Origin of the sequence: Streptococcus sp. HF-100 (assembly GCF_015594635.1) — a bacterium.
Classification (GTDB): Bacteria; Bacillota; Bacilli; order Lactobacillales; family Streptococcaceae; genus Streptococcus; species Streptococcus vaginalis.
On record NZ_JADNQV010000002.1, the window covers coordinates 15,703 to 34,456 of the forward strand.

The 18,754-nt window shown below is 39.1% G+C and carries 18 protein-coding genes and 1 pseudogene; 16 read left to right on the forward strand and 3 right to left on the reverse strand.

The annotated features are described in order from the left end of the window. The first annotated feature begins 7 nt into the window (after positions 1 to 7). The 11 genes and pseudogenes from uvrC to IYQ23_RS02445 all read left to right on the forward strand — a co-directional run bounded on the left by uvrC (position 8) and on the right by IYQ23_RS02445 (position 10,343). Positions 8 to 1,807, forward strand: a complete 1,800-nt coding sequence (uvrC, locus tag IYQ23_RS02390) for an excinuclease ABC subunit UvrC (protein WP_195673963.1) — start codon at positions 8 to 10, stop codon at positions 1,805 to 1,807. A 106-nt stretch (positions 1,808 to 1,913) separates the two neighbouring features. Next, positions 1,914 to 2,519, forward strand: coding sequence for a nitroreductase family protein (locus IYQ23_RS02395; RefSeq protein ID WP_003041180.1), 606 nt, complete (start codon positions 1,914 to 1,916; stop codon positions 2,517 to 2,519). Between the two features lie 19 nt (positions 2,520 to 2,538). After that, positions 2,539 to 3,939 (forward strand): dipeptidase PepV, encoded by a 1,401-nt coding sequence (pepV, locus tag IYQ23_RS02400; RefSeq protein ID WP_195673964.1) that lies wholly within the window; start codon positions 2,539 to 2,541, stop codon positions 3,937 to 3,939. 55 nt (positions 3,940 to 3,994) lie between these two features. Then, the gene (locus IYQ23_RS02405) at positions 3,995 to 4,852 is read left to right on the forward strand and encodes an SDR family oxidoreductase (protein WP_195673965.1); all 858 of its coding nucleotides are present in this window, start codon (positions 3,995 to 3,997) and stop codon (positions 4,850 to 4,852) included. Between the two features lie 9 nt (positions 4,853 to 4,861). Next, positions 4,862 to 5,446: a uracil-DNA glycosylase family protein gene (locus tag IYQ23_RS02410; protein ID WP_195673966.1), complete on the forward strand. Its 585-nt coding sequence runs from the start codon at positions 4,862 to 4,864 to the stop codon at positions 5,444 to 5,446. A 102-nt stretch (positions 5,447 to 5,548) separates the two neighbouring features. After that, entirely contained in the window at positions 5,549 to 6,001 is a 453-nt protein-coding gene (locus tag IYQ23_RS02415; protein WP_018543559.1) for a MarR family transcriptional regulator, read from the forward strand. Next, positions 5,998 to 7,530, forward strand: a complete 1,533-nt coding sequence (locus IYQ23_RS02420; protein ID WP_195673967.1) for a glycine betaine ABC transporter substrate-binding protein — start codon at positions 5,998 to 6,000, stop codon at positions 7,528 to 7,530. Before IYQ23_RS02415 ends, IYQ23_RS02420 begins: the two co-directional genes overlap by 4 nt. Then, complete coding sequence (locus IYQ23_RS02425) at positions 7,527 to 8,246, forward strand: ABC transporter ATP-binding protein (RefSeq protein ID WP_195673475.1); 720 nt, start codon at positions 7,527 to 7,529, stop codon at positions 8,244 to 8,246. Before IYQ23_RS02420 ends, IYQ23_RS02425 begins: the two co-directional genes overlap by 4 nt. Positions 8,247 to 8,269: 23 nt before the next feature. Next, a pseudogene (locus IYQ23_RS02435) lies at positions 8,270 to 9,222 on the forward strand (zinc-binding dehydrogenase). A gap of 106 nt (positions 9,223 to 9,328) precedes the next feature. Beyond that, complete coding sequence (gene ldcB, locus IYQ23_RS02440; RefSeq protein WP_195673968.1) at positions 9,329 to 10,027, forward strand: LD-carboxypeptidase LdcB/DacB; 699 nt, start codon at positions 9,329 to 9,331, stop codon at positions 10,025 to 10,027. 25 nt (positions 10,028 to 10,052) lie between these two features. Beyond that, the gene (locus IYQ23_RS02445) at positions 10,053 to 10,343 is read left to right on the forward strand and encodes an AraC family ligand binding domain-containing protein (RefSeq protein WP_195673969.1); all 291 of its coding nucleotides are present in this window, start codon (positions 10,053 to 10,055) and stop codon (positions 10,341 to 10,343) included. 126 nt (positions 10,344 to 10,469) lie between these two features. Here the strand turns inward: IYQ23_RS02445 and IYQ23_RS02450 are convergent, their stop codons facing one another. Then, entirely contained in the window at positions 10,470 to 10,715 is a 246-nt protein-coding gene (locus IYQ23_RS02450) for a type B 50S ribosomal protein L31 (protein ID WP_324253106.1), read from the reverse strand. Positions 10,716 to 10,818: 103 nt separating this feature from the next. Next, complete coding sequence (locus IYQ23_RS02455; RefSeq protein WP_195673971.1) at positions 10,819 to 11,757, reverse strand: DHH family phosphoesterase; 939 nt, start codon at positions 11,755 to 11,757, stop codon at positions 10,819 to 10,821. 151 nt (positions 11,758 to 11,908) lie between these two features. On the opposite strand from IYQ23_RS02455, the gene IYQ23_RS02460 reads away from it, so the two are divergent. The 4 genes from IYQ23_RS02460 (at position 11,909) to thrS (ending at position 17,132) form a co-directional block, all read left to right on the forward strand. After that, a complete protein-coding gene (locus IYQ23_RS02460) occupies positions 11,909 to 12,352 on the forward strand; it encodes a flavodoxin (protein ID WP_195673972.1) in 444 nt (147 codons plus the stop codon). Between the two features lie 133 nt (positions 12,353 to 12,485). Then, positions 12,486 to 13,871: a Fe-S cluster assembly protein SufB gene (gene sufB / locus IYQ23_RS02465; RefSeq protein WP_003023872.1), complete on the forward strand. Its 1,386-nt coding sequence runs from the start codon at positions 12,486 to 12,488 to the stop codon at positions 13,869 to 13,871. Positions 13,872 to 14,533: 662 nt separating this feature from the next. After that, positions 14,534 to 15,175 (forward strand): AAA family ATPase, encoded by a 642-nt coding sequence (locus tag IYQ23_RS02470; protein WP_070669356.1) that lies wholly within the window; start codon positions 14,534 to 14,536, stop codon positions 15,173 to 15,175. Further along, a complete protein-coding gene (thrS, locus tag IYQ23_RS02475) occupies positions 15,168 to 17,132 on the forward strand; it encodes a threonine--tRNA ligase (RefSeq protein ID WP_195673973.1) in 1,965 nt (654 codons plus the stop codon). Before IYQ23_RS02470 ends, thrS begins: the two co-directional genes overlap by 8 nt. 223 nt (positions 17,133 to 17,355) lie before the next feature. Here thrS and IYQ23_RS02480 read toward each other — a convergent pair whose 3' ends face one another. Next, the gene (locus IYQ23_RS02480) at positions 17,356 to 17,910 is read right to left on the reverse strand and encodes a TetR/AcrR family transcriptional regulator (protein WP_048786078.1); all 555 of its coding nucleotides are present in this window, start codon (positions 17,908 to 17,910) and stop codon (positions 17,356 to 17,358) included. Positions 17,911 to 18,045: 135 nt separating this feature from the next. On the opposite strand from IYQ23_RS02480, the gene IYQ23_RS02485 reads away from it, so the two are divergent. Then, positions 18,046 to 18,747, forward strand: a complete 702-nt coding sequence (locus tag IYQ23_RS02485; protein ID WP_195673974.1) for an ABC transporter ATP-binding protein — start codon at positions 18,046 to 18,048, stop codon at positions 18,745 to 18,747. The last annotated feature ends 7 nt before the right edge of the window (positions 18,748 to 18,754 follow it).

The window sequence follows — 18,754 nt, forward strand, 5'->3', positions numbered from 1 at the left end:
GTTAATTATGAATAACTTGATTCAATCAAAATTAGAATTGCTGCCGACTAGTCCAGGTTGCTATATTCATAAAGATAAAAATGGCACCATTATTTACGTAGGCAAGGCTAAGAATTTGCGCAATCGAGTGCGCTCTTATTTTCGTGGGAGTCATGATACTAAAACGGAAGCACTGGTGTCTGAGATTGAGGATTTTGAGTTTATTGTCACGGAGTCTAATATTGAAGCCTTGCTGCTTGAAATCAATCTAATCAAGGAAAATCAGCCTAAGTACAACATCATGCTCAAGGATGATAAGTCCTACCCTTTTATCAAAATTACCAATGAGAAATATCCACGTCTAATTATTACGCGTCAGGTCAAGAAAGACGGTGGCTTGTATTTTGGTCCGTATCCTGATGTAGGTGCTGCCAATGAAATTAAGCGTCTGCTGGATCGAATTTTCCCTTTTCGCAAGTGTACCAATCCGCCTGAGAAGGTTTGTTTCTACTACCACATCGGACAGTGCCGAGCTCACACTATTTGCCATAATGAGCAGCATTTTTTTCAAAATATGGCTCAGGAAGTAGCAGATTTCCTCAAAGGTCATGATAATAAGATTATTGATGAATTGAAAGGAAAAATGACTAGTGCTGCTGAAAAGATGGAATTTGAAAAAGCGGCTGAATACCGAGATTTGCTTCAAAGTATTGCGACACTTCGCACCAAGCAACGAGTGATGGCGAAGGATTTGCAGAATCGGGATGTCTTTGGCTATTATGTGGACAAAGGATGGATGTGCGTACAGGTTTTCTTTGTCCGTCAAGGAAAACTCATTGAGCGAGACGTGAATATGTTTCCTTATTACAATGATCCCGATGAGGATTTTCTGACCTATATTGGTCAATTTTATCAGGAAAAATCTCATCTGATTCCCAATGAAATTTTGATTCCATCTGATATTGATGAAATAGCTGTTCAGGCTGTGGTAGATACGAAGATTCTCAAACCTCAGCGAGGAGAGAAGAAACAGCTGGTTAATTTGGCTATTAAAAATGCGCAAGTTAGTTTGCAGCAGAAGTTTGATTTGTTGGAGAAATCTGTTGAAAAAACACAGGGAGCTATTGAAAATCTAGGTCAGTTGCTCAATATTCCCACTCCAGTTCGGATTGAATCGTTTGATAATTCCAATATTATGGGAACTAGTCCTGTTTCAGCTATGGTGGTCTTTGTCAATGGGAAACCCAGCAAAAAAGATTATCGCAAGTATAAAATTAAGACAGTTGTCGGTCCTGATGACTATGCTAGTATGCGAGAAGTGATTAAGCGCCGTTACAGTCGGGTTATGCGAGATGGTTTAATACCGCCTGATCTTATTGTCATTGATGGTGGTCAGGGGCAAGTCAATATTGCTAGAGACGTCATTCAAAATCAATTAGGGTTAGATATTCCTATCGCTGGTTTGCAAAAGAACGACAAGCACCAGACGCATGAATTACTCTTTGGCGATCCTTTGAAAGTGGTTGAGTTATCTCGCAATTCGCAGGAATTTTTCCTCCTCCAACGTATTCAGGATGAAGTTCACCGCTTTGCCATTACCTTCCACCGCCAGCTTCGCTCAAAAAACTCCTTTTCATCGCAATTGGATGGTATTGAGGGTCTAGGACTCAAGCGCAAGCAAAATCTGATGCGACACTTTAAATCCTTGACCAACATCAAAAAAGCCAGCGTGGATGAAATTGTCGAAGTGGGTGTCCCGCGAAAAGTAGCGGAGGCTGTGCAGGAGAAATTGAGCAAATCTACAGATAAAAAGATAACCAACTCCTAGATTTTAGGGAAGCAACTTCATCAGACTATTTCTCGTGAAAAACCTCTGCAAGCTCTTCCAATTTATGGTAAAATGAAATTAGTATAATAAGAAAAGGAAAGTCCCTATGAAATTTCTTGAATTAAATAAAAAGCGTCATGCAACGAAGCATTTCAATGATAAAGCAGTTGATCCGAAAGATGTGCGGACGGCGATTGAAATTGCAACTTTAGCGCCAAGTGCTCACAATAGCCAGCCTTGGAAATTTGTAGTTGTTCGTGAGAAAAATGCAGAGTTGGCTGAGATTGCTTTCGGTGCAAACAAAGACCAAATTACAGAAGCACCTGTGACGATTGCTCTTTTTACAGATACAGATTTAGTCAAACGCGCTCGGAAGATTGCTCGTGTGGCTGGGGTCAATAATATGTCCGACGAATTGTTGCAATATTATATGCAAAATTTACCGGTTGAATATGGGCATTATTCTGAGCAGCAAAAAAGCGATTATTTGGCTTTAAATGCTGGTTTGGTGGCAATGAATCTTGTTTTAGCATTGACTGACCAAGGAATTGGTTCCAATGTTATCCTTGGATTTGATAAGTCGAAAGTCAATCAAGTGCTAGATATTGATGAACGCTTCCGTCCAGAACTTTTAATTACCGTTGGTTACACAGACGACAAACTGGAGCCAAGTTATCGTTTGCCAGTGGATGAGATTATTGAAAAACGTTGATAGAAAGGAATCTGATTTTATGACGATTGATTTTAAAGCAGAGGTTGAAAAACGTCGCGATGCTCTATTGGCTGACTTATTTAGCCTTTTGGAAATCAACTCCGAGCGAGATGACACGAAAGCAGATAAAGAACATCCTTTTGGGCCTGGACCTGTTAAGGCTTTGGAAAAATTCTTAGAATTAGCTGCGCGTGATGGTTATTCAACGAAGAATGTGGACAATTATGCAGGGCATTTTGAATATGGCGAAGGAAAAGAAGTGCTTGGAATTTTTGCGCATATGGATGTTGTGCCGGCTGGAAGTGGCTGGGATACAGATCCTTATACGCCAACTATCAAGGAAGGTAAATTATTTGCACGTGGTGCGAGTGATGATAAAGGGCCGACGGTGGCTTGCTATTATGGACTGAAAATTATCAAAGAATTAGGCTTGCCGACATCTAAGAAGGTTCGTTTTGTAGTTGGTACAGATGAGGAATCCGGCTGGGCTGATATGGACTATTATTTCAAACACGTTGGTCTGCCAGAGCCAGACTTTGGCTTTTCGCCAGATGCAGAATTTCCGATTATCAATGGTGAAAAAGGGAATATCACCGAATATCTTCATTTTGCAGGAGAAAATGGCGGAGCTGCGCGCTTGCATAGTTTTACTGGCGGACTTCGTGAAAATATGGTTCCTGAATCTGCAACAGCAGTAGTATCAGGAAATGTGCCAAATCTTGTAGATAAATTGGACGAATTTGCAAAGGAACACGAACTTCGATTTGAATACCAAGAATTACCGAGTGGTCAATTAACAGTTACGATTGTTGGGAAGTCTGCTCATGGAGCCTCTCCACAATCCGGTGTCAATGGTGCGACTTATCTGGCAAAATTCTTGACCCAGTTTGATTTTGCAGATTCTGCTAAAGACTATCTTGAAGTGGCAGGAAACATTCTTTTAGAAGACCACGAAGGAAAAGCTCTGAAAGTGGATTATATAGATGAAAAAATGGGCGCTCTTTCTATGAATGCAGGGGTCTTCCGCTTTGATGAAGCAAGTGATGACAACACCATTGCCCTTAATTTCCGCTATCCACAAGGAACCAATCCAGAAGTGATCAAATCTAAATTGGAAAACTTGCCTGTGGAGAAAGTGACATTGTCAGAGCACGAGCATGTTCCTCATTATGTTCCAATGGAAGATCCACTTGTGACAACGCTTTTGGACGTGTATGAAAAGCAAACAGGGCTGAAAGGTCATGAACAAATCATTGGTGGAGGAACCTTTGGTCGTCTCTTAAAACGCGGTGTTGCTTATGGCGCTATGTTCCCAGGCTATACAGATACCATGCACCAAGCAAATGAATTTATAGATGTGGAAGATCTTTTCCGTGCAGCAGCTATTTATGCTGAAGCAATTTATGAACTGATTAAATAAAACAGGTAAACTCAGCTAGAAATAGTTGAGTTTCTTTCAAAGAAAGAGAACAATTATGATTTACACCATTACGAGTGCGACAGGTCAATTGGGGCAAAAGGTTATTGCTGAGGCACGAAAACATTTAAATTCTAATGAAATTCGGCTATCTGTTCGAAGTCCCAAAAAAGCAAGTCAATATGTAACAGCAGGGATTGATGTTAGAGCAGCTGATTATTTAGATGTGGATTCTATGGTCGAGGCTTGGCGTGGAACGGATGTTTTGATTTACATTCCAAGTATTTCCCATCCAAGCATTGTGCGTGTGCCAGAATTTGAAAATTCGGTCATTGCAGCAGAAAGAGCTGGAGTTAAGCACTTTATCTTTGTTGGATTTTTCGCCGATCAAGTCAATAGTCCATTTCACATGGCAGCTTTCTTTGCATATGCCAATACTCGTCTAGCGTCGGCTGGATTTTCTTACAGCATTATCAAAAATGCTATGTATGCTGATCCATTGGTGCCTTATTTACCTGAGTTAATAGAGCGCAAGGCTGTTATTTATCCAATGGGAAATGCCAAAATGAGCTTTGTTTCGCGGGAAGATAGTGCAGAAGCTATTGTCAAACTGGCTATGTTACCTGCCTTACAGGGAAAGACGTATGTTTTGACTCAAGAACGCAATTACACAATGTTGGAGCTGGCTAATCTTTTGTCCGAGGTTTCTGGTCACGAGATTGGCTACCAACCAGTGACGGTTGAGGAATTTGCTGCCCTTTATGATCAACCAAAAGGTTTCGGTGTTGTGCTGGCTTCTCTTTATCAAGCTGGAAGTCAAGGCTGTCTGGATATTGTGACAGATGATTTTCGGACAATCACAGGACGGCAGGCAATGGATTTGAAAAATTATATGATGAAAAATTATCAAAAATAGAGGCAACAAATGGAAACGCTAGAAGACATTAAGAAAGCTATTATGGCTGATTCACAAAATCAAGCATATACAAAGCGAGGAATTGAGCCGCTTTTTGCAGCGCCTAAAACGGCACGTATCAATATTGTCGGTCAAGCACCGGGCATCAAAGCGCAGGAAACGCGCTTGTACTGGAATGATAAGAGCGGTGATCGCTTGCGTGAATGGATGGGTGTTGATTATGATACTTTTTATCATTCAGGTTATTTTGCTGCGATTCCAATGGACTTTTACTTTCCAGGTCATGGAAAATCAGGAGATTTGCCACCGCGCAAGGGCTTTGCTGAAAAATGGCATCAGCCGATTTTAGAATTGCTACCAGATCTTGAATTGACCATTCTAATTGGTCAGTATGCTCAAAAATACTACCTTCATCAAAAAGGAACTGTAAAACTAACTGATACGGTAAAACATTATCAAGACTACTTGCCAAAATTTTTCCCGCTTGTCCACCCCTCACCACGGAATCAAATCTGGATGGCTAAGAATCCTTGGTTTGCAGAAACCGTAATCCCTGATTTAAGGGAACGGGTACAAAAGATTATTTCAAGATGAGCACTTGCTCATCTTTTTTTTGAAACCAAATCTTTGACAAAAAAGGTTCGATATAGTATTATAAATAAACTTCTATATCGTATAATTTTAGAGGAAAAACAGTTGGATAGAAAAATAATTAATAGTGGGTTTTACATTGGAAAAATTCATCGTTTGTCCAATCGACTGATGAACCACATTTTGTTAGAACGAGGAATCCAAGCCTTTAATGGAGAGCAGGGACGTATTTTACATGCGCTTTGGCAAAAAAATTATCAAAGCCAAACCGAACTGTCAGAGCAGACTGGCTTGACGTTGAACACTCTAACCAAAATGATTGACCGAATGATTCGCATGAAGCTTGTGGAACGGTGTTCTCATGAAAAAGATAAGCGGAAAAAGATGATTTGTCTGACAGATTATGCAAAAGGATTAAAAGCAGAATATGATGCAATTTCTGATGAAATCATTGAAATCTTTTACAGTGGTTTTTCTGATCTGGAAATCAGTGAATTTGAGATTTATTTAGAGCGTATTTTAGTAAATTTAAGCCAATCAAGAAAGGATGAAGCATGAACGAGTTAATCAAATTAGTGACCAATCAATGGCAGTTTCTATTTAGTCTGGTGCGGGATCATATCTGGATATCGGGGTTGTCTATCTTGCTTGCTTTAATTTTGGGAGTTGGGCTTGGAATTTTCATCAGTTTCAAAAAAAGCTGGGCTGGTGTCGTTATCGGAATAGTGAATATTCTTTATACAATTCCCTCTATTGCCCTTTTAGGGATTTTGATTTCAATTACAGGAATTGGTAACAAGACAGCAATTGTAGCTCTAACCTTGTATGCACTTTTACCTATGGTACGGAGCACTTATACAGGGATTACAGGTGTTGATCCGCTTCTCGTTGAAGCAGCAGAAGGAATGGGTTCTACTCGCGAACAGATTTTAACCAAGGTTCAATTGCCACTTGCCTTTCCGGTCATGATGGCAGGTTTTCGCAATATGGTGACGATGACCATTGCACTAGCCGGGATTGCCTCTTTCGTCGGTGCTGGCGGTCTGGGGGTTGCAATCTACCGTGGGATTACAACCAATAATCAAACCCTAACCTTGGTCGGAAGTATTTTAGTAGCTTTGTTGGCACTGGTCTTTGATTTTATCCTCTCTTTGGTCGAAAAATCAATCTTAAACCATAAAAAAGTATCCAAAAAATGGTTGGTTGTCTTAAGTTTCATAACTTTTTTGACAGCAGGAATAATCGCGTTTTTCCAAATGAATCCAATGGGTGGAACGGTCAAAATTGCGACCAAGCCACAGACAGAAAACTATATCTTAGGGGAAATGCAAAAGCAAGTTATTGAAGAATACACCAATCTGAAGGTCAAAATGACCAAAGGTGTTGGTGGTGGGACAGCTAATATTCACCCTGCCATTACAAAAGGCGAGTTCGATATTTATGCTGAATACACCGGTACGATCTGGGAAGTTATTCTCAAAAAATCAGGTTCTTATGACGAAAGTCAATTTAAGACACTTGAAAACCTATACCGTAAAAAATATCAGCTTGCCTGGGCTAATACATTTGGCTTTAATAACACATATGGCTTAGCCGTTCGCAAGGATGTAGCAGAAAAATACAATATTAAAACCTTTAGTGATTTAGCCAAGGCTAGTCCTAATTTAACTTTTGGTGCAGAGTATGACTTTTTTGGTCGTGAAGACGGTTTTGCACGTTTGCAATCTACCTATGGTATGAAGTTCAAATCTCAAGTGGATATGGATAGCGGATTGAAATATCAGGCTATTAAATCCGGAAAAGTTGATGCGATTGATATTTTTACTACAGATGGACAGCTTTATGGTGCCAATCTAGTGGTTTTGAAAGATGATAAAAAAATCTATCCTTCTTATCAGGCAGGAACAGTTGTTCGAGAAGCCACTCTAAAAAAATACCCACAATTGAAAAAAGCATTGGCAAAATTAGACGGTATTTTAACGGATAGTAAAATGGCAGAATTGAACCACAAAGTAGAAAACGACAAAGAAGAGCCTGCTAAAGTTGCTCATGACTATCTTGTAGAGAAAGGGATTTTGAAAAAATGATTGAATATAAAGAAATTAGCAAATCTTATGGGAATCAAGACATTATCAAAAATCTAAATCTAAAGATTGAAGACGGCACTTTTCTGACAGTTGTGGGGACTTCTGGCTCAGGCAAAACGACATTGTTAAAGATGATAAATGGTTTGGTCAAGCCGAATCAAGGGCAAATCCTTATCAATGGTCAAGATGTGCAGGACACGGATTTGATTGAATTGCGGCGTAACATCGGTTATTCAATTCAAGGGAATGGACTTTTTCCACATTTAACAGTCGCTGAAAATATTGCCTTTGTCTTAAATTTACAAAAGAAAAATCAAGCAGAAATAGAGAAGATTATCGATGAAAAGTTAGCTATGCTTGGTTTGGATACTCAGCTAAAAAATCGCTACCCAGCAGCCCTTTCGGGCGGGCAGGCGCAACGAGTAGGGATTGCGCGTGCATTAGCTGCAACACCTAATATTTTGCTAATGGATGAGCCGTTTGGAGCAGTGGACGCTATTACGCGCTATCAGTTACAGCGTGAATTAAAATTACTGCATGAAGAAACCGGCATTACAGTCGTATTTATCACGCACGATATAGCAGAAGCTTTGAAACTAGGTACGAAAATCCTCGTTTTAGATAAGGGAGAAATCCAGCAATATGGCACGCCAGAGGAAATTAAACAACAGCCAGCTAATGAATTTGTAAGAAAACTACTAGAATTAGCAAGCTAAAGAGAAGTTCTATGAATCAAAAAATGAAAGCCATGGTGATTTATGAGCCTGGTGGTCCAGAAAAATTTGTTCTAGAAGAACGAGAAATCCTGAATGTAAAAGAAGGCTAGACTCTAGTCAAGATTAAAGGTTTTGGGATCAATCATTCAGAAATTTTCACTCGGAAAGGTCTATCTCCAACTATTCAATTCCCACGCATTTTGGGGATTGAGTGTGTAGGACAAGTGGTTGAAACGACAAGGGCAGATTTACAACTTGGACAAAAAATTATTTCCATCATGGGTGAAATGGGACGTGCTTTTGACGGTTCTTATGCTGAATATGCTCTACTTCCAAATGAGCAGATTTATCCCGTAGATAGCCAATTACCTTGGTCTGAGTTAGCAGCAGTTCCAGAGACCTATTATACCGCTTTTGGCTCCTTCAAAAATCTGCAGATAAAAGAAGGAGATTCAATCTTAGTCCGAGCTGCGACAAGTGGCGTTGGATTAGCTTTCTTAAAATTGGTAAAGGCGCAATTCCCACAGAATCGTGTAGTTGGCGCAGTTCGTTCTCTCGCTAAAAAGATTTGCTTCAACATCAAGGTTTTGATGAGATTATTTTAGATGAAAAAGGAGTTTTGCAAACCGAAGAAAAGTTTGATAAAATCCTTGAATTAGTCGGTCCGGCTACTTTAAAAAATTCATTTGACCATATTCAAAGTGCAGGAATTATCTGTAACACTGGTCAATTAGGTGGCAAATAGTATGTAGAGGAGTTTGACCCAATCGTAGAAATAAAAAATAATAGTTTTTTGACGAGCTTTTATTCAGGCAATGTGAGCCAGCAGCTTATTGATGAACTTTTTAGATATATTGATGCTTACCAAAGAAATGTATCTCCTCAACGAGTCTTTTCATTAGAGCAAATCCCAGCAGCCCATTCTTATATCGAAAGTCAAGCGGGATTTGGGAAAGTGGTCGTCTTAAATGATTAACTAGAAAAAATGAAAAGTGTGCAAATTGCATGCTTTTTTGAATTGACAGACAGTATATCTACGCTTATAATGAAAATTAGAAAATTCTATAAATGAGGCAATACAGATGAAAAAAAGGATTGGGATTTTATTAGTAGCGAGTTTGTTTCTTTTGACAGCTTGTGGGGAAAAGAAAACGAATGGGGAAACGAAACAAGAAGGAAAAACAACGTCTGCAAAAGTTGCGTCCTCTGAGCCAGCAAAGAAAAAAGCAAAAGTTCATTATAATGGTTCTTATTATAGTGTAAAAGGAAAATACGATGAAATTGTCATCGCAAATAAACATTATCCATTATCTTCAGATTACAATCCCGGTGAAAATCCTACTGCTAAAGCAAAATTGCTGGAGTTGATTGCGGCCATGCAAAGTGAAGGCTATCCTATCAGTCATCAATATAGCGGTTTCCGTAGTTACCAAACGCAGGTTACTCTTTATCAAAATTATGTCAATCAAGACGGGAAAGAAGCAGCAGATCGTTATTCTGCCCGACCTGGCTATAGTGAACACCAAACAGGCTTGGCATTTGACTTGATTGGCACAGACGGAAATCTAGTAACAGAAGAAAAGGCAAGTCGATGGCTTTTGAAACATGCAGCCGAATATGGTTTTGTCGTGCGCTATCTAAATGGTAAAGAAGACAAAACTGGATATATGCCAGAGCAATGGCATCTCCGCTATGTTGGAAAAGAAGCAAAAGCGATTGCAGATTCAGGACTATCTTTAGAAGAATATTACGGTTTTTCCGGGGGAGATTATAAGGATTAAAGTTGAACACAAGGAGACAATACACATGAAAATTTACACAATGAACCCTACTATTGATGTCGTGGAAACACCTGTTGAAGAAACTAACCGCATCATCCGTCATCTTCACTTAGAAGAAGGAAAAATAATTCCTGAACACAAGGCTGATGCTTTGGTGACTGTTGTCTGTCTAGAGGGAAAGGTTGATTTTACAGCATCTGGTCAAACAGTCCAACTCGTTCCCGAAAGTTTTTTAACCATGGAACCCAATGAGCCTCATAGTTTATATGGTGTGAAAGATAGCCATGTATTGGTTGTGCAACAATTAAAATACTAAATGCGAAAAAGAGTAAAAACTTGGAAGTCCTATCGTAGATTCCAAGTTTTTTGATTATACTAAAAAACCTTTCCCAAAATTGGAAAAGGCTTATTATCAACATTTTTTGTAATGTAAATATGATTTTTATTTGAAACCGTATTTTTTGTTGAAACGATCCACACGTCCATCTGCTTGAGTGAATTTTTGACGTCCAGTATAGAATGGATGTGAGTCTGATGAAATTTCCACACGGATCAAAGGATAAGTGTTTCCATCTTCCCATTCAACAGTTTCGCTAGAATACTTAGTAGAACCACTAAGGAATTTGTAGCCAGTTGAAGTATCCATAAAGACAACAGGACGGTATTCAGGATGAATATCTTTTCTCATTTTTAAAAATTTCCTTTCTGCCATGGTCTCTCTGCGAGCCATAGATTCGTTACTTTGATAGTTTACCAAATTCTAGCGGATTTGACAAGTCTTTTCTACCAAATTATTTCCTTTTTGCCAATTCTTTCAATTCTTGATAAACTTCTTCGATTTCTTCTTTGGAGTAAGCATTGGCACCACTGGCAAGAGGATGACCGCCTCCGTCGTGTTTTTTAGCTACTTCATTAATCGGGATAAATTTACTCCGTAGTCGAACGCGGTAATTGCCATTTTCTTGCTCAACAAAAATTCCCCATAATTCAACGCTGTCAATACGCCCTGGAGCTGAAACGATAGCGGAAGTATCAGCATCTGTTAAATGATTGGCTTTGAGAAGTTCCTGAGTTAAAATGACACGAGCTGCACCATTTTCATCAACTTCTAAATGGTCATAAACATAGCCTTGAAGTTTAGCAATTTGATAGCTGAAAGAGTCCATTTTTCGAGCCAAAGCAGCAAAATCAAAGGGATACTCGCGAAGTTTACTTGCGATAGCCATTGTGCGGGCAGTTGTGGCAGGATATAGGAAACGTCCTGTATCACCGACAATTCCAGCATAAAGCAATTTAGCAGAATAATCATCTAGTTTGAGTTTATTTTCCAATGCAAAGAGAGCAATTAACTCACTAGCACTGCTAGAGCTAGTATCCACCCAAGAAATGTCTCCGTAAATGTCATCGTTTGGATGATGATCGATTTTGATGAGAAAATCTCCTTTGTTGTACCGTTCGTCATCAATCCGAGCAGTATTTGCTGTATCACAAATAATAACTAAAGCATGTTTGTAATCATCGTCTGAAACATCATCCATTTTGGCCAGCCAAGCAAGAGTAGGTTCAGTCTTTCCCGCTGCTTTAATCTTTTTCTCAGGAAAATTGACTTGAAGTAATTTTTTCAAACCGACTTGACTTCCTAATGCATCAGGATCGGGTCGCATGTGACGATGAATGATAATCGTATCATATTCTTTAATTTTATGTAAAATTTGCTTGAAAATTTCCATATGATAACCTCCGCTCTACCTTTTATTCATTGTATCATAAGATGATTATTTTAAAAAGTAAAAGGGAAAAGTAGGGAACTTTAAGAGATTTGAAGTGCAACAATTTGTTCAATGTGTTATAATAAATTGATAGAATTTTTTGGAGGAAATTATGGCTTTAGCAAAAATTGTATTTGCGAGTATGACAGGAAATACAGAAGAAATCGCAGATATTGTAGCTGATAAATTAAAAGAACTTGGTTTAAAAGTAGATATTGATGAATGCACAACGGTTGATGCAGAGGAATTTCTAGAAGCAGACATCGCAATCGTTGCTTCTTACACATACGGTGACGGCGAGTTGCCTGATGAAATTGTTGATTTTTATGAAGATTTAGCTAGTCTTGACTTGACCGGAAAGATTTATGGTGTTGTCGGGTCAGGCGATACATTTTATGATGAGTTTTGTAAGGCAGTAGATGACTTTGATCGCGCTTTTGCAGCGACAGGTGCTGAAAAAGGAGCTGAAAATGTCAAAGTCGATCTATCAGCAGAAGATGAAGATATTGAAAATCTGGAGAAGTTCGCTGAAGCATTAGCCGAAAAAGTACGGTAATCATGTAAGAAGGCTGGGAAATTTTCCTAGTCTTTTTTAGCTTAATTTATTCGATTTTAGGCATATATTCTGACATTTCTAATATAGAATAGTATAATAAGAGAAGATAATTTGTATCAATGGGAGGAATGAGATGACGAAAGTACGAGATTATGCTTTTGGATTTCATGACGATGTGAAACCTTTGTTCTCAACAGGCAAAGGTCTGACAGAAGAGGTTGTTCGTGAAATTTCTGAAATTAAAAATGAGCCGCAATGGATGTTGGATTATCGCTTGCGTTCTTTAGAATTGTTCCATAAATTGCCCATGCCTGATTTTGGACCAGATTTATCCGGCATACGATTTGATGATATTGTCTATTATCAAAAATTAAGTGGGGATCGGGCTAGAAGTTGGGATGAAGTGCCAGATGAAATAAAGAAAACCTTTGAGCGTCTGGGGATTCCTGAAGCAGAGCGTCAATTTTTATCAGGAACTGTTGCTCAGTATGAATCTGAAGTAGTCTATCACAATATGAAAGAAGAATTTGCCAAGCAGGGCATTATCTTTACCGATACCGACACGGCAGTACAAGAATATCCGGATTTGGTCAAAAAATACTTTGGAACAGTCATTTCTAATGCAGAGCACAAGTTTTCCGCTTTGAACAGTGCTGTTTGGTCAGGTGGCACATTTATCTATGTTCCTAAAAATGTTCAATGTCAGGTGCCAGTTCAGACCTATTTCCGTATCAATGGAGAGAATGCCGGTCAGTTTGAACGCTCGCTCATTATCGTAGAAGAGGGTGGCTCTATTCAATACATTGAAGGTTGCACAGCGCCGACTTATACGACCAATAGTCTTCATGCTGCAAATGTGGAAATTATTGTCAAAAAAGATGCTTTTTTCCGCTATACAACGATTCAAAACTGGTCAGACAACGTTTATAATCTGGTGACAGAGCGTGGAACGGTTGAAGAAGGCGGTACTTTGGAATGGATTGACGGAAATCTGGGCAGCAAGGTCAATATGAAATATCCTTGTAGCATTTTGAATGGCCGCAATGCAAGAACTTCTGTTCTTTCTATGTCCTTTGCTAATTATGGTCAGCATTTGGATGCGGGTTGTAAAGTCTATCACAATGCGCCGAAGACGTCTAGCACATTGATTTCCAAGTCTGTTGCCAAAGACGGTGGTAAGACGGATTACCGCGGTCAAGTCCGTTTTGGCAAGAACAGTGCTGGTTCAAAGTCTCACATTGAGTGCGACACGATTCTTATGGATGGTGAATCCAGCTCAGATACCATTCCATTTAATGAAATTCACAATTCAAATGTTGCACTTGAACACGAAGCTAAGGTTTCTAAGGTTTCAGAGGATCAGCTTTATTACCTTATGAGCCGTGGCATTAGCGAAGAAGAAGCAACGGCTATGATTATCAATGGTTTCATGGAACCGATCACCAAAGAACTTCCAATGGAATACGCAGTGGAGCTCAACCAACTCATTAACATGAGTATGGAAGGCTCAGTAGGATAAAAATAAAAACAGTCGTAAGGCTGTTTTTTTTGTGTTCTTGATTGAAATAAAAAAGCACCGAATCGGTGCGCACTTTTTAAGTTGAGTACGGACAAAGCCTTATTTTAACTTGCTGTGTTGTTTCGAATGATTCCAACATAATTATTATACAGTAATTTTCTTTAAATGTAAACGTTTTTTTGTTAAAATAATGATATATTTAATAAAAAATGAGGCTATCAGATAAGAAAACATGACGTTAATCTTAACCGTTTAAAACAATACATTTCTAAAATGTTGCCCACTTAATTTTGAGGCAGCATTTGTTTTGGAACCATTCGAATGATTCCAAAACTAACCTATTCTTTTCTTCCAAATTCCCAAAAATTCAGACACAAACCCATCTGATTGTAAAGCTTGCAAATTTTTTTAATCGTGCTATAATATTTCTTAGAGACATACCGCTGGTTGGAATTTTTTAGAGAACGCGTGGGGCTGGAAAACGTGTAGAGGAAGGCAGTTGGGACTACTCTAAAGTAACTTTTATGCAAACATAAAACGGTGGCTACGTTAAAGCCAGTCTGAGGTGTAGGTCTTTTTGATATGCACGAATGAAGGTGGAACCACGTTGCGACGTCCTTTTATGGATGCCGCTTTTTATTTTGTCAGAAGGAGGAAGAATTATGCTTTATATGATTGGCGGATCGCCTTGCAGCGGGAAGTCAACAATTGCTTCACTTCTTGCTAGACAGTATCAGCTGCTTCATATCAAGCTGGATGATTTGGTAGACGAGATGATGAGTCAAGCAAGTGTAGACTCACGGCCGATTTGCCTTCTTAGACAGGACAGAAATCCGGAACAAATCTGGATGAGAAATCCAGAAGAGATGGCAGATGAAGAATGGCGCTTTTATGAAGAGATTTTTCCTTATGTAAAATCTTACTTGATAAAAAATCAAGATAGACCACTCTTGTTGGAGGGGGCAGGACTTTTGCCTCACTTGGTAAAGGAGCTTGAATGGCCAGCGTCTTCCTATCTATGCTTGACTCCGACAGCTGATTTTCAGAAAAAGCATTATAAACAGAGAGAATGGGTTCCTTATGTCTTAGAGGGAACAACCAATCCTGAGCAAGCTTTTGAAAACTGGATGCAGCGAGACATTCTTTTTGCCCAAATGGTTCGGAAGGAAGCGATGAAATTAGGCTATCCTAGCCTCATAGCAGATGGTAGTCAATCAGAAAAGCAGACTGTGGAAGAGGTTGCTCGGCTCTTAAAATTGTCCAATATAAACAGAATAGATACTAAAGGAGAAAATTATGATTAAGATTACTTTCCCAGATGGCGCTGTGCGTGAATTCGAATCTGGCGTAACAACTTTTGAAATTGCTCAATCTATTAGCAATTCTCTTGCTAAGAAAGCCTTGGCTGGTAAATTCAACGGCAAACTCATCGATACCACTCGTGCCATTACAGAAGATGGATCAATCGAGATTGTGACACCTGACCACGAAGACGCTTTGGATATCTTGCGTCACTCTGCCGCTCACTTGTTTGCGCAAGCTACTCGTCGTCTCTTCCCAGAGATTCACTTAGGGGTTGGTCCTGCTATTCAGGACGGTTTCTACTACGATACGGACAATCAAGCTGGCCAAATCTCTAACGAAGATCTGCCTCGTATCGAAGAAGAAATGAAGAAGATTGTCAAGGAAAATTTCCCGTCAATCCGCGAAGAAGTGACAAAGGATGAAGCACGAGAAATTTTCAAAAACGATCCTTACAAGTTAGAATTGATTGAGGAGCATTCAGAAGACGAAGGAGGTCTTACAATTTACCGTCAAGGTGAATATGTGGATCTCTGCCGTGGACCTCACGTACCGTCAACTGGGCGTATTCAAATTTTCCATTTGCTCAATGTAGCAGGTGCTTACTGGCGTGGGAACAGTGACAATGCTATGATGCAACGGATTTATGGAACAGCTTGGTTTGATAAGAAAGACCTAAAAAACTATCTTCAAATGCGTGAAGAAGCCAAGGAACGTGATCACCGTAAGCTCGGTAAAGAGCTTGATCTTTTCATGATTTCTCCTGAGGTTGGGCAAGGTCTTCCATTTTGGCTTCCAGATGGTGCGACTATTCGTCGTATCGTAGAACGCTATATTACAGACCGTGAGGTTAATGATGGTTACCAACATGTTTATACTCCACCGCTTGCAAGTGTAGAATTATACAAGACTTCTGGTCACTGGGAACATTACCAAGAAGATATGTTTCCACCGATGGATATGGGAGATGGTGAACAATTTGTTCTTCGTCCGATGAATTGCCCACACCATATTGAGGTTTATAAAAACCATGTTCATTCTTATCGTGAGTTACCTATTCGTATTGCGGAACTTGGTATGATGCATCGCTTTGAAAAATCAGGTGCACTTTCAGGACTCCAACGTGTTCGTGAAATGACCCTAAACGATTCTCACTTATTTGTCATGCCGGAGCAAATTCAAGAAGAATTTAAACATGTGCTGGATTTGATGATTGACGTTTACAAAGACTTCAATATTACAGACTATCGTTTCCGTCTGTCTTATCGTGATCCGAATGACAAACATAAATATTTTGATAATGATGAAATGTGGGAAAATGCTCAACGCATGCTAAAAGGAGCAATGGATGATTTAGGTTTGGACTATTTTGAGGCAGAAGGCGAAGCTGCTTTCTACGGTCCTAAGTTGGATGTTCAAGTAAAAACAGCTCTTGGAAATGAAGAAACTCTTTCCACTATTCAATTGGACTTCTTGCTACCAGAACGTTTTGATCTTCATTATATCGGAGCAGACGGTGAAGAGCATCGTCCAGTCATGATTCACCGTGGTATTGTGTCTACGATGGAACGCTTTATTGCTTACTTGATTGAAACTTACAAAGGTGCGTTCCCAACTTGGTTGGCACCTCATCAAGTGACGGTCATTCCAATTTCTAATGAAGCGCATGCTGATTACGCTTGGAAAGTAGCGAAAGAACTGCGCAATCGTGGTGTCCGTGTGGATGTCGATGAACGCAATGAAAAAATGCAATACAAGATTCGTCAAAGTCAGACTCATAAAGTTCCTTATCAATTGATTGTTGGAGATAAAGAGCAAGCAGATGGTACTGTAAATGTTCGTCGTTATGGCAGCAAACAAACGCATACAGAAGCAGTTGATGAATTTGTAAATCATATTGTAGCTGATATTGCTAGAAAATCATGTCCAGATAATAGTAGAAACGAAGCTGACAAGTAGATGAAGGACGGGAGTGACGTTGTGGTTACTTATAAAAATGCCACAGTGTATGCCTGTCGCCTCATTTTACCTTCTTTTCAATTTCTGAGCTGAAGCTAGAAAAGATGTTTATTAAAAACTCTATTCTATAAGGGATTTTGAACAGCACTCTAAAAGTTGGATCTTTTATGTCTAACTTTTGAGGGCAGTTCATTTCCTACTATAGAATAGAGTTTTTTAAATTTTATAAGTGCCAAGCATCGTAATCAAAGGTTTGTAAAATCATATCCGTCATTTCTTCTGGCGTTTCTTTCGCACCGCTTGAAATCCAGAGTGAGATAATACCTTCTATGCTAGATAGAAAGACTTCAAGCGCATATTTTTTAGAAATGGTGAAATTTTCTTTTAAAAAGTGTTCGGTTTGAAGCTTATACTGATTATTCATTAAAATACTGAGCATAAATTCACGGATTGTCTCACGAAAATTGAGATAATGACTTTGAGAAACAGCATAGATTAAGTCATGGTTTTGTTGGAGATAATTTAGATTGGTGATGAGCAAGTTGTGTGTATTTGTCGTTTCTTCAAAATTTTTTCGTAATTGGAGGATAATTTCTTCTTTTAGTGTTTCAATTAGGTCGAATTTATCAAGATAATGAAGGTAGAAAGTTCCACGATTAATACCTGCCCGTTTACATAGTTTGCTAACGGAAATGGTTTCAAATTTTTCTTCTAATAACAGTTGAATAAGTGCTTTTCTAATCTGTTTCTTGGTTGTTGTCTGTCGGTTTTGTACCATAATGCTCCTTAAATGAACACTCTGTTGATAATTGATGATTGCTTTTAAACTAGGGTCATTATATAATATTGCTAGAAACAAATCAACATATTGTTGATTTAGCTGTTTGATGAAGTAAGAAAAGGAAGAGAAAAGATGGCTTATATTGAAATGAAGCATAGTTATAAACGGTATCAAATGGGAGATTCGGAAATCATTGCTAATAATGACATCTCTTTTGATATCGAAAAGGGTGAACTGGTCATCATTCTTGGAGCGTCTGGAGCTGGGAAATCAACAGTTCTAAATATTCTTGGTGGAATGGACAGCAATGACGAGGGAGATGTGTTGATTGATGGGCAAAATATAGCATATTATAATGCTCGTCAATTAACAGATTATCGTCGGAATGATGTTGGTTTTGTCTTTCAATTTTATAATTTAGTTCCTAATTTGACAGCTTTGGAAAATGTTGAGCTGGCTTCAGAAATTGTTCAAGATGCACAGGATGCAGCAGAAGCGCTAGCAGCAGTTGGGCTAGGAAATCGACTGCATAATTTTCCTGCTCAATTATCTGGCGGCGAGCAGCAACGGGTTTCCATTGCGCGTGCCGTGGCAAAAAATCCTAAAATTTTGCTTTGTGATGAACCAACAGGTGCGCTAGATTATAAAACAGGTAAGCAAGTACTGCAAATCCTTCAAGATATGTCGCGCAAGCAAGGTGCGACAGTGATTATCGTGACTCACAATGGTGCGTTAGCTCCGATTGCAGACCGCGTGATTCGTATGCATGATGCACGGATTCAGTCCGTCACTTTGAATGAACATCCTCAAGATATCGAAAGTCTAGAGTATTAGTGAGGAG

Coding starts and splice junctions, on each gene's coding strand:
- IYQ23_RS02395 (WP_003041180.1), top strand. CDS start 1,914: ATGAAATTTCTTGAATTAAATAAAAAGCGTCATGCAACGAAGCATTTC.
- uvrC (WP_195673963.1), top strand. CDS start 8: ATGAATAACTTGATTCAATCAAAATTAGAATTGCTGCCGACTAGTCCA.
- IYQ23_RS02460 (WP_195673972.1), top strand. CDS start 11,909: ATGGCTTTAGCAAAAATTGTATTTGCGAGTATGACAGGAAATACAGAA.
- IYQ23_RS02405 (WP_195673965.1), top strand. CDS start 3,995: ATGATTTACACCATTACGAGTGCGACAGGTCAATTGGGGCAAAAGGTT.
- IYQ23_RS02420 (WP_195673967.1), top strand. CDS start 5,998: ATGAACGAGTTAATCAAATTAGTGACCAATCAATGGCAGTTTCTATTT.
- IYQ23_RS02445 (WP_195673969.1), top strand. CDS start 10,053: ATGAAAATTTACACAATGAACCCTACTATTGATGTCGTGGAAACACCT.
- IYQ23_RS02480 (WP_048786078.1), bottom strand. CDS start 17,910: ATGGTACAAAACCGACAGACAACAACCAAGAAACAGATTAGAAAAGCA.
- IYQ23_RS02470 (WP_070669356.1), top strand. CDS start 14,534: ATGCTTTATATGATTGGCGGATCGCCTTGCAGCGGGAAGTCAACAATT.
- IYQ23_RS02455 (WP_195673971.1), bottom strand. CDS start 11,757: ATGGAAATTTTCAAGCAAATTTTACATAAAATTAAAGAATATGATACG.
- pepV (WP_195673964.1), top strand. CDS start 2,539: ATGACGATTGATTTTAAAGCAGAGGTTGAAAAACGTCGCGATGCTCTA.
- IYQ23_RS02425 (WP_195673475.1), top strand. CDS start 7,527: ATGATTGAATATAAAGAAATTAGCAAATCTTATGGGAATCAAGACATT.
- thrS (WP_195673973.1), top strand. CDS start 15,168: ATGATTAAGATTACTTTCCCAGATGGCGCTGTGCGTGAATTCGAATCT.
- IYQ23_RS02485 (WP_195673974.1), top strand. CDS start 18,046: ATGGCTTATATTGAAATGAAGCATAGTTATAAACGGTATCAAATGGGA.
- sufB (WP_003023872.1), top strand. CDS start 12,486: ATGACGAAAGTACGAGATTATGCTTTTGGATTTCATGACGATGTGAAA.
- ldcB (WP_195673968.1), top strand. CDS start 9,329: ATGAAAAAAAGGATTGGGATTTTATTAGTAGCGAGTTTGTTTCTTTTG.
- IYQ23_RS02410 (WP_195673966.1), top strand. CDS start 4,862: ATGGAAACGCTAGAAGACATTAAGAAAGCTATTATGGCTGATTCACAA.
- IYQ23_RS02450 (WP_324253106.1), bottom strand. CDS start 10,715: ATGAGAAAAGATATTCATCCTGAATACCGTCCTGTTGTCTTTATGGAT.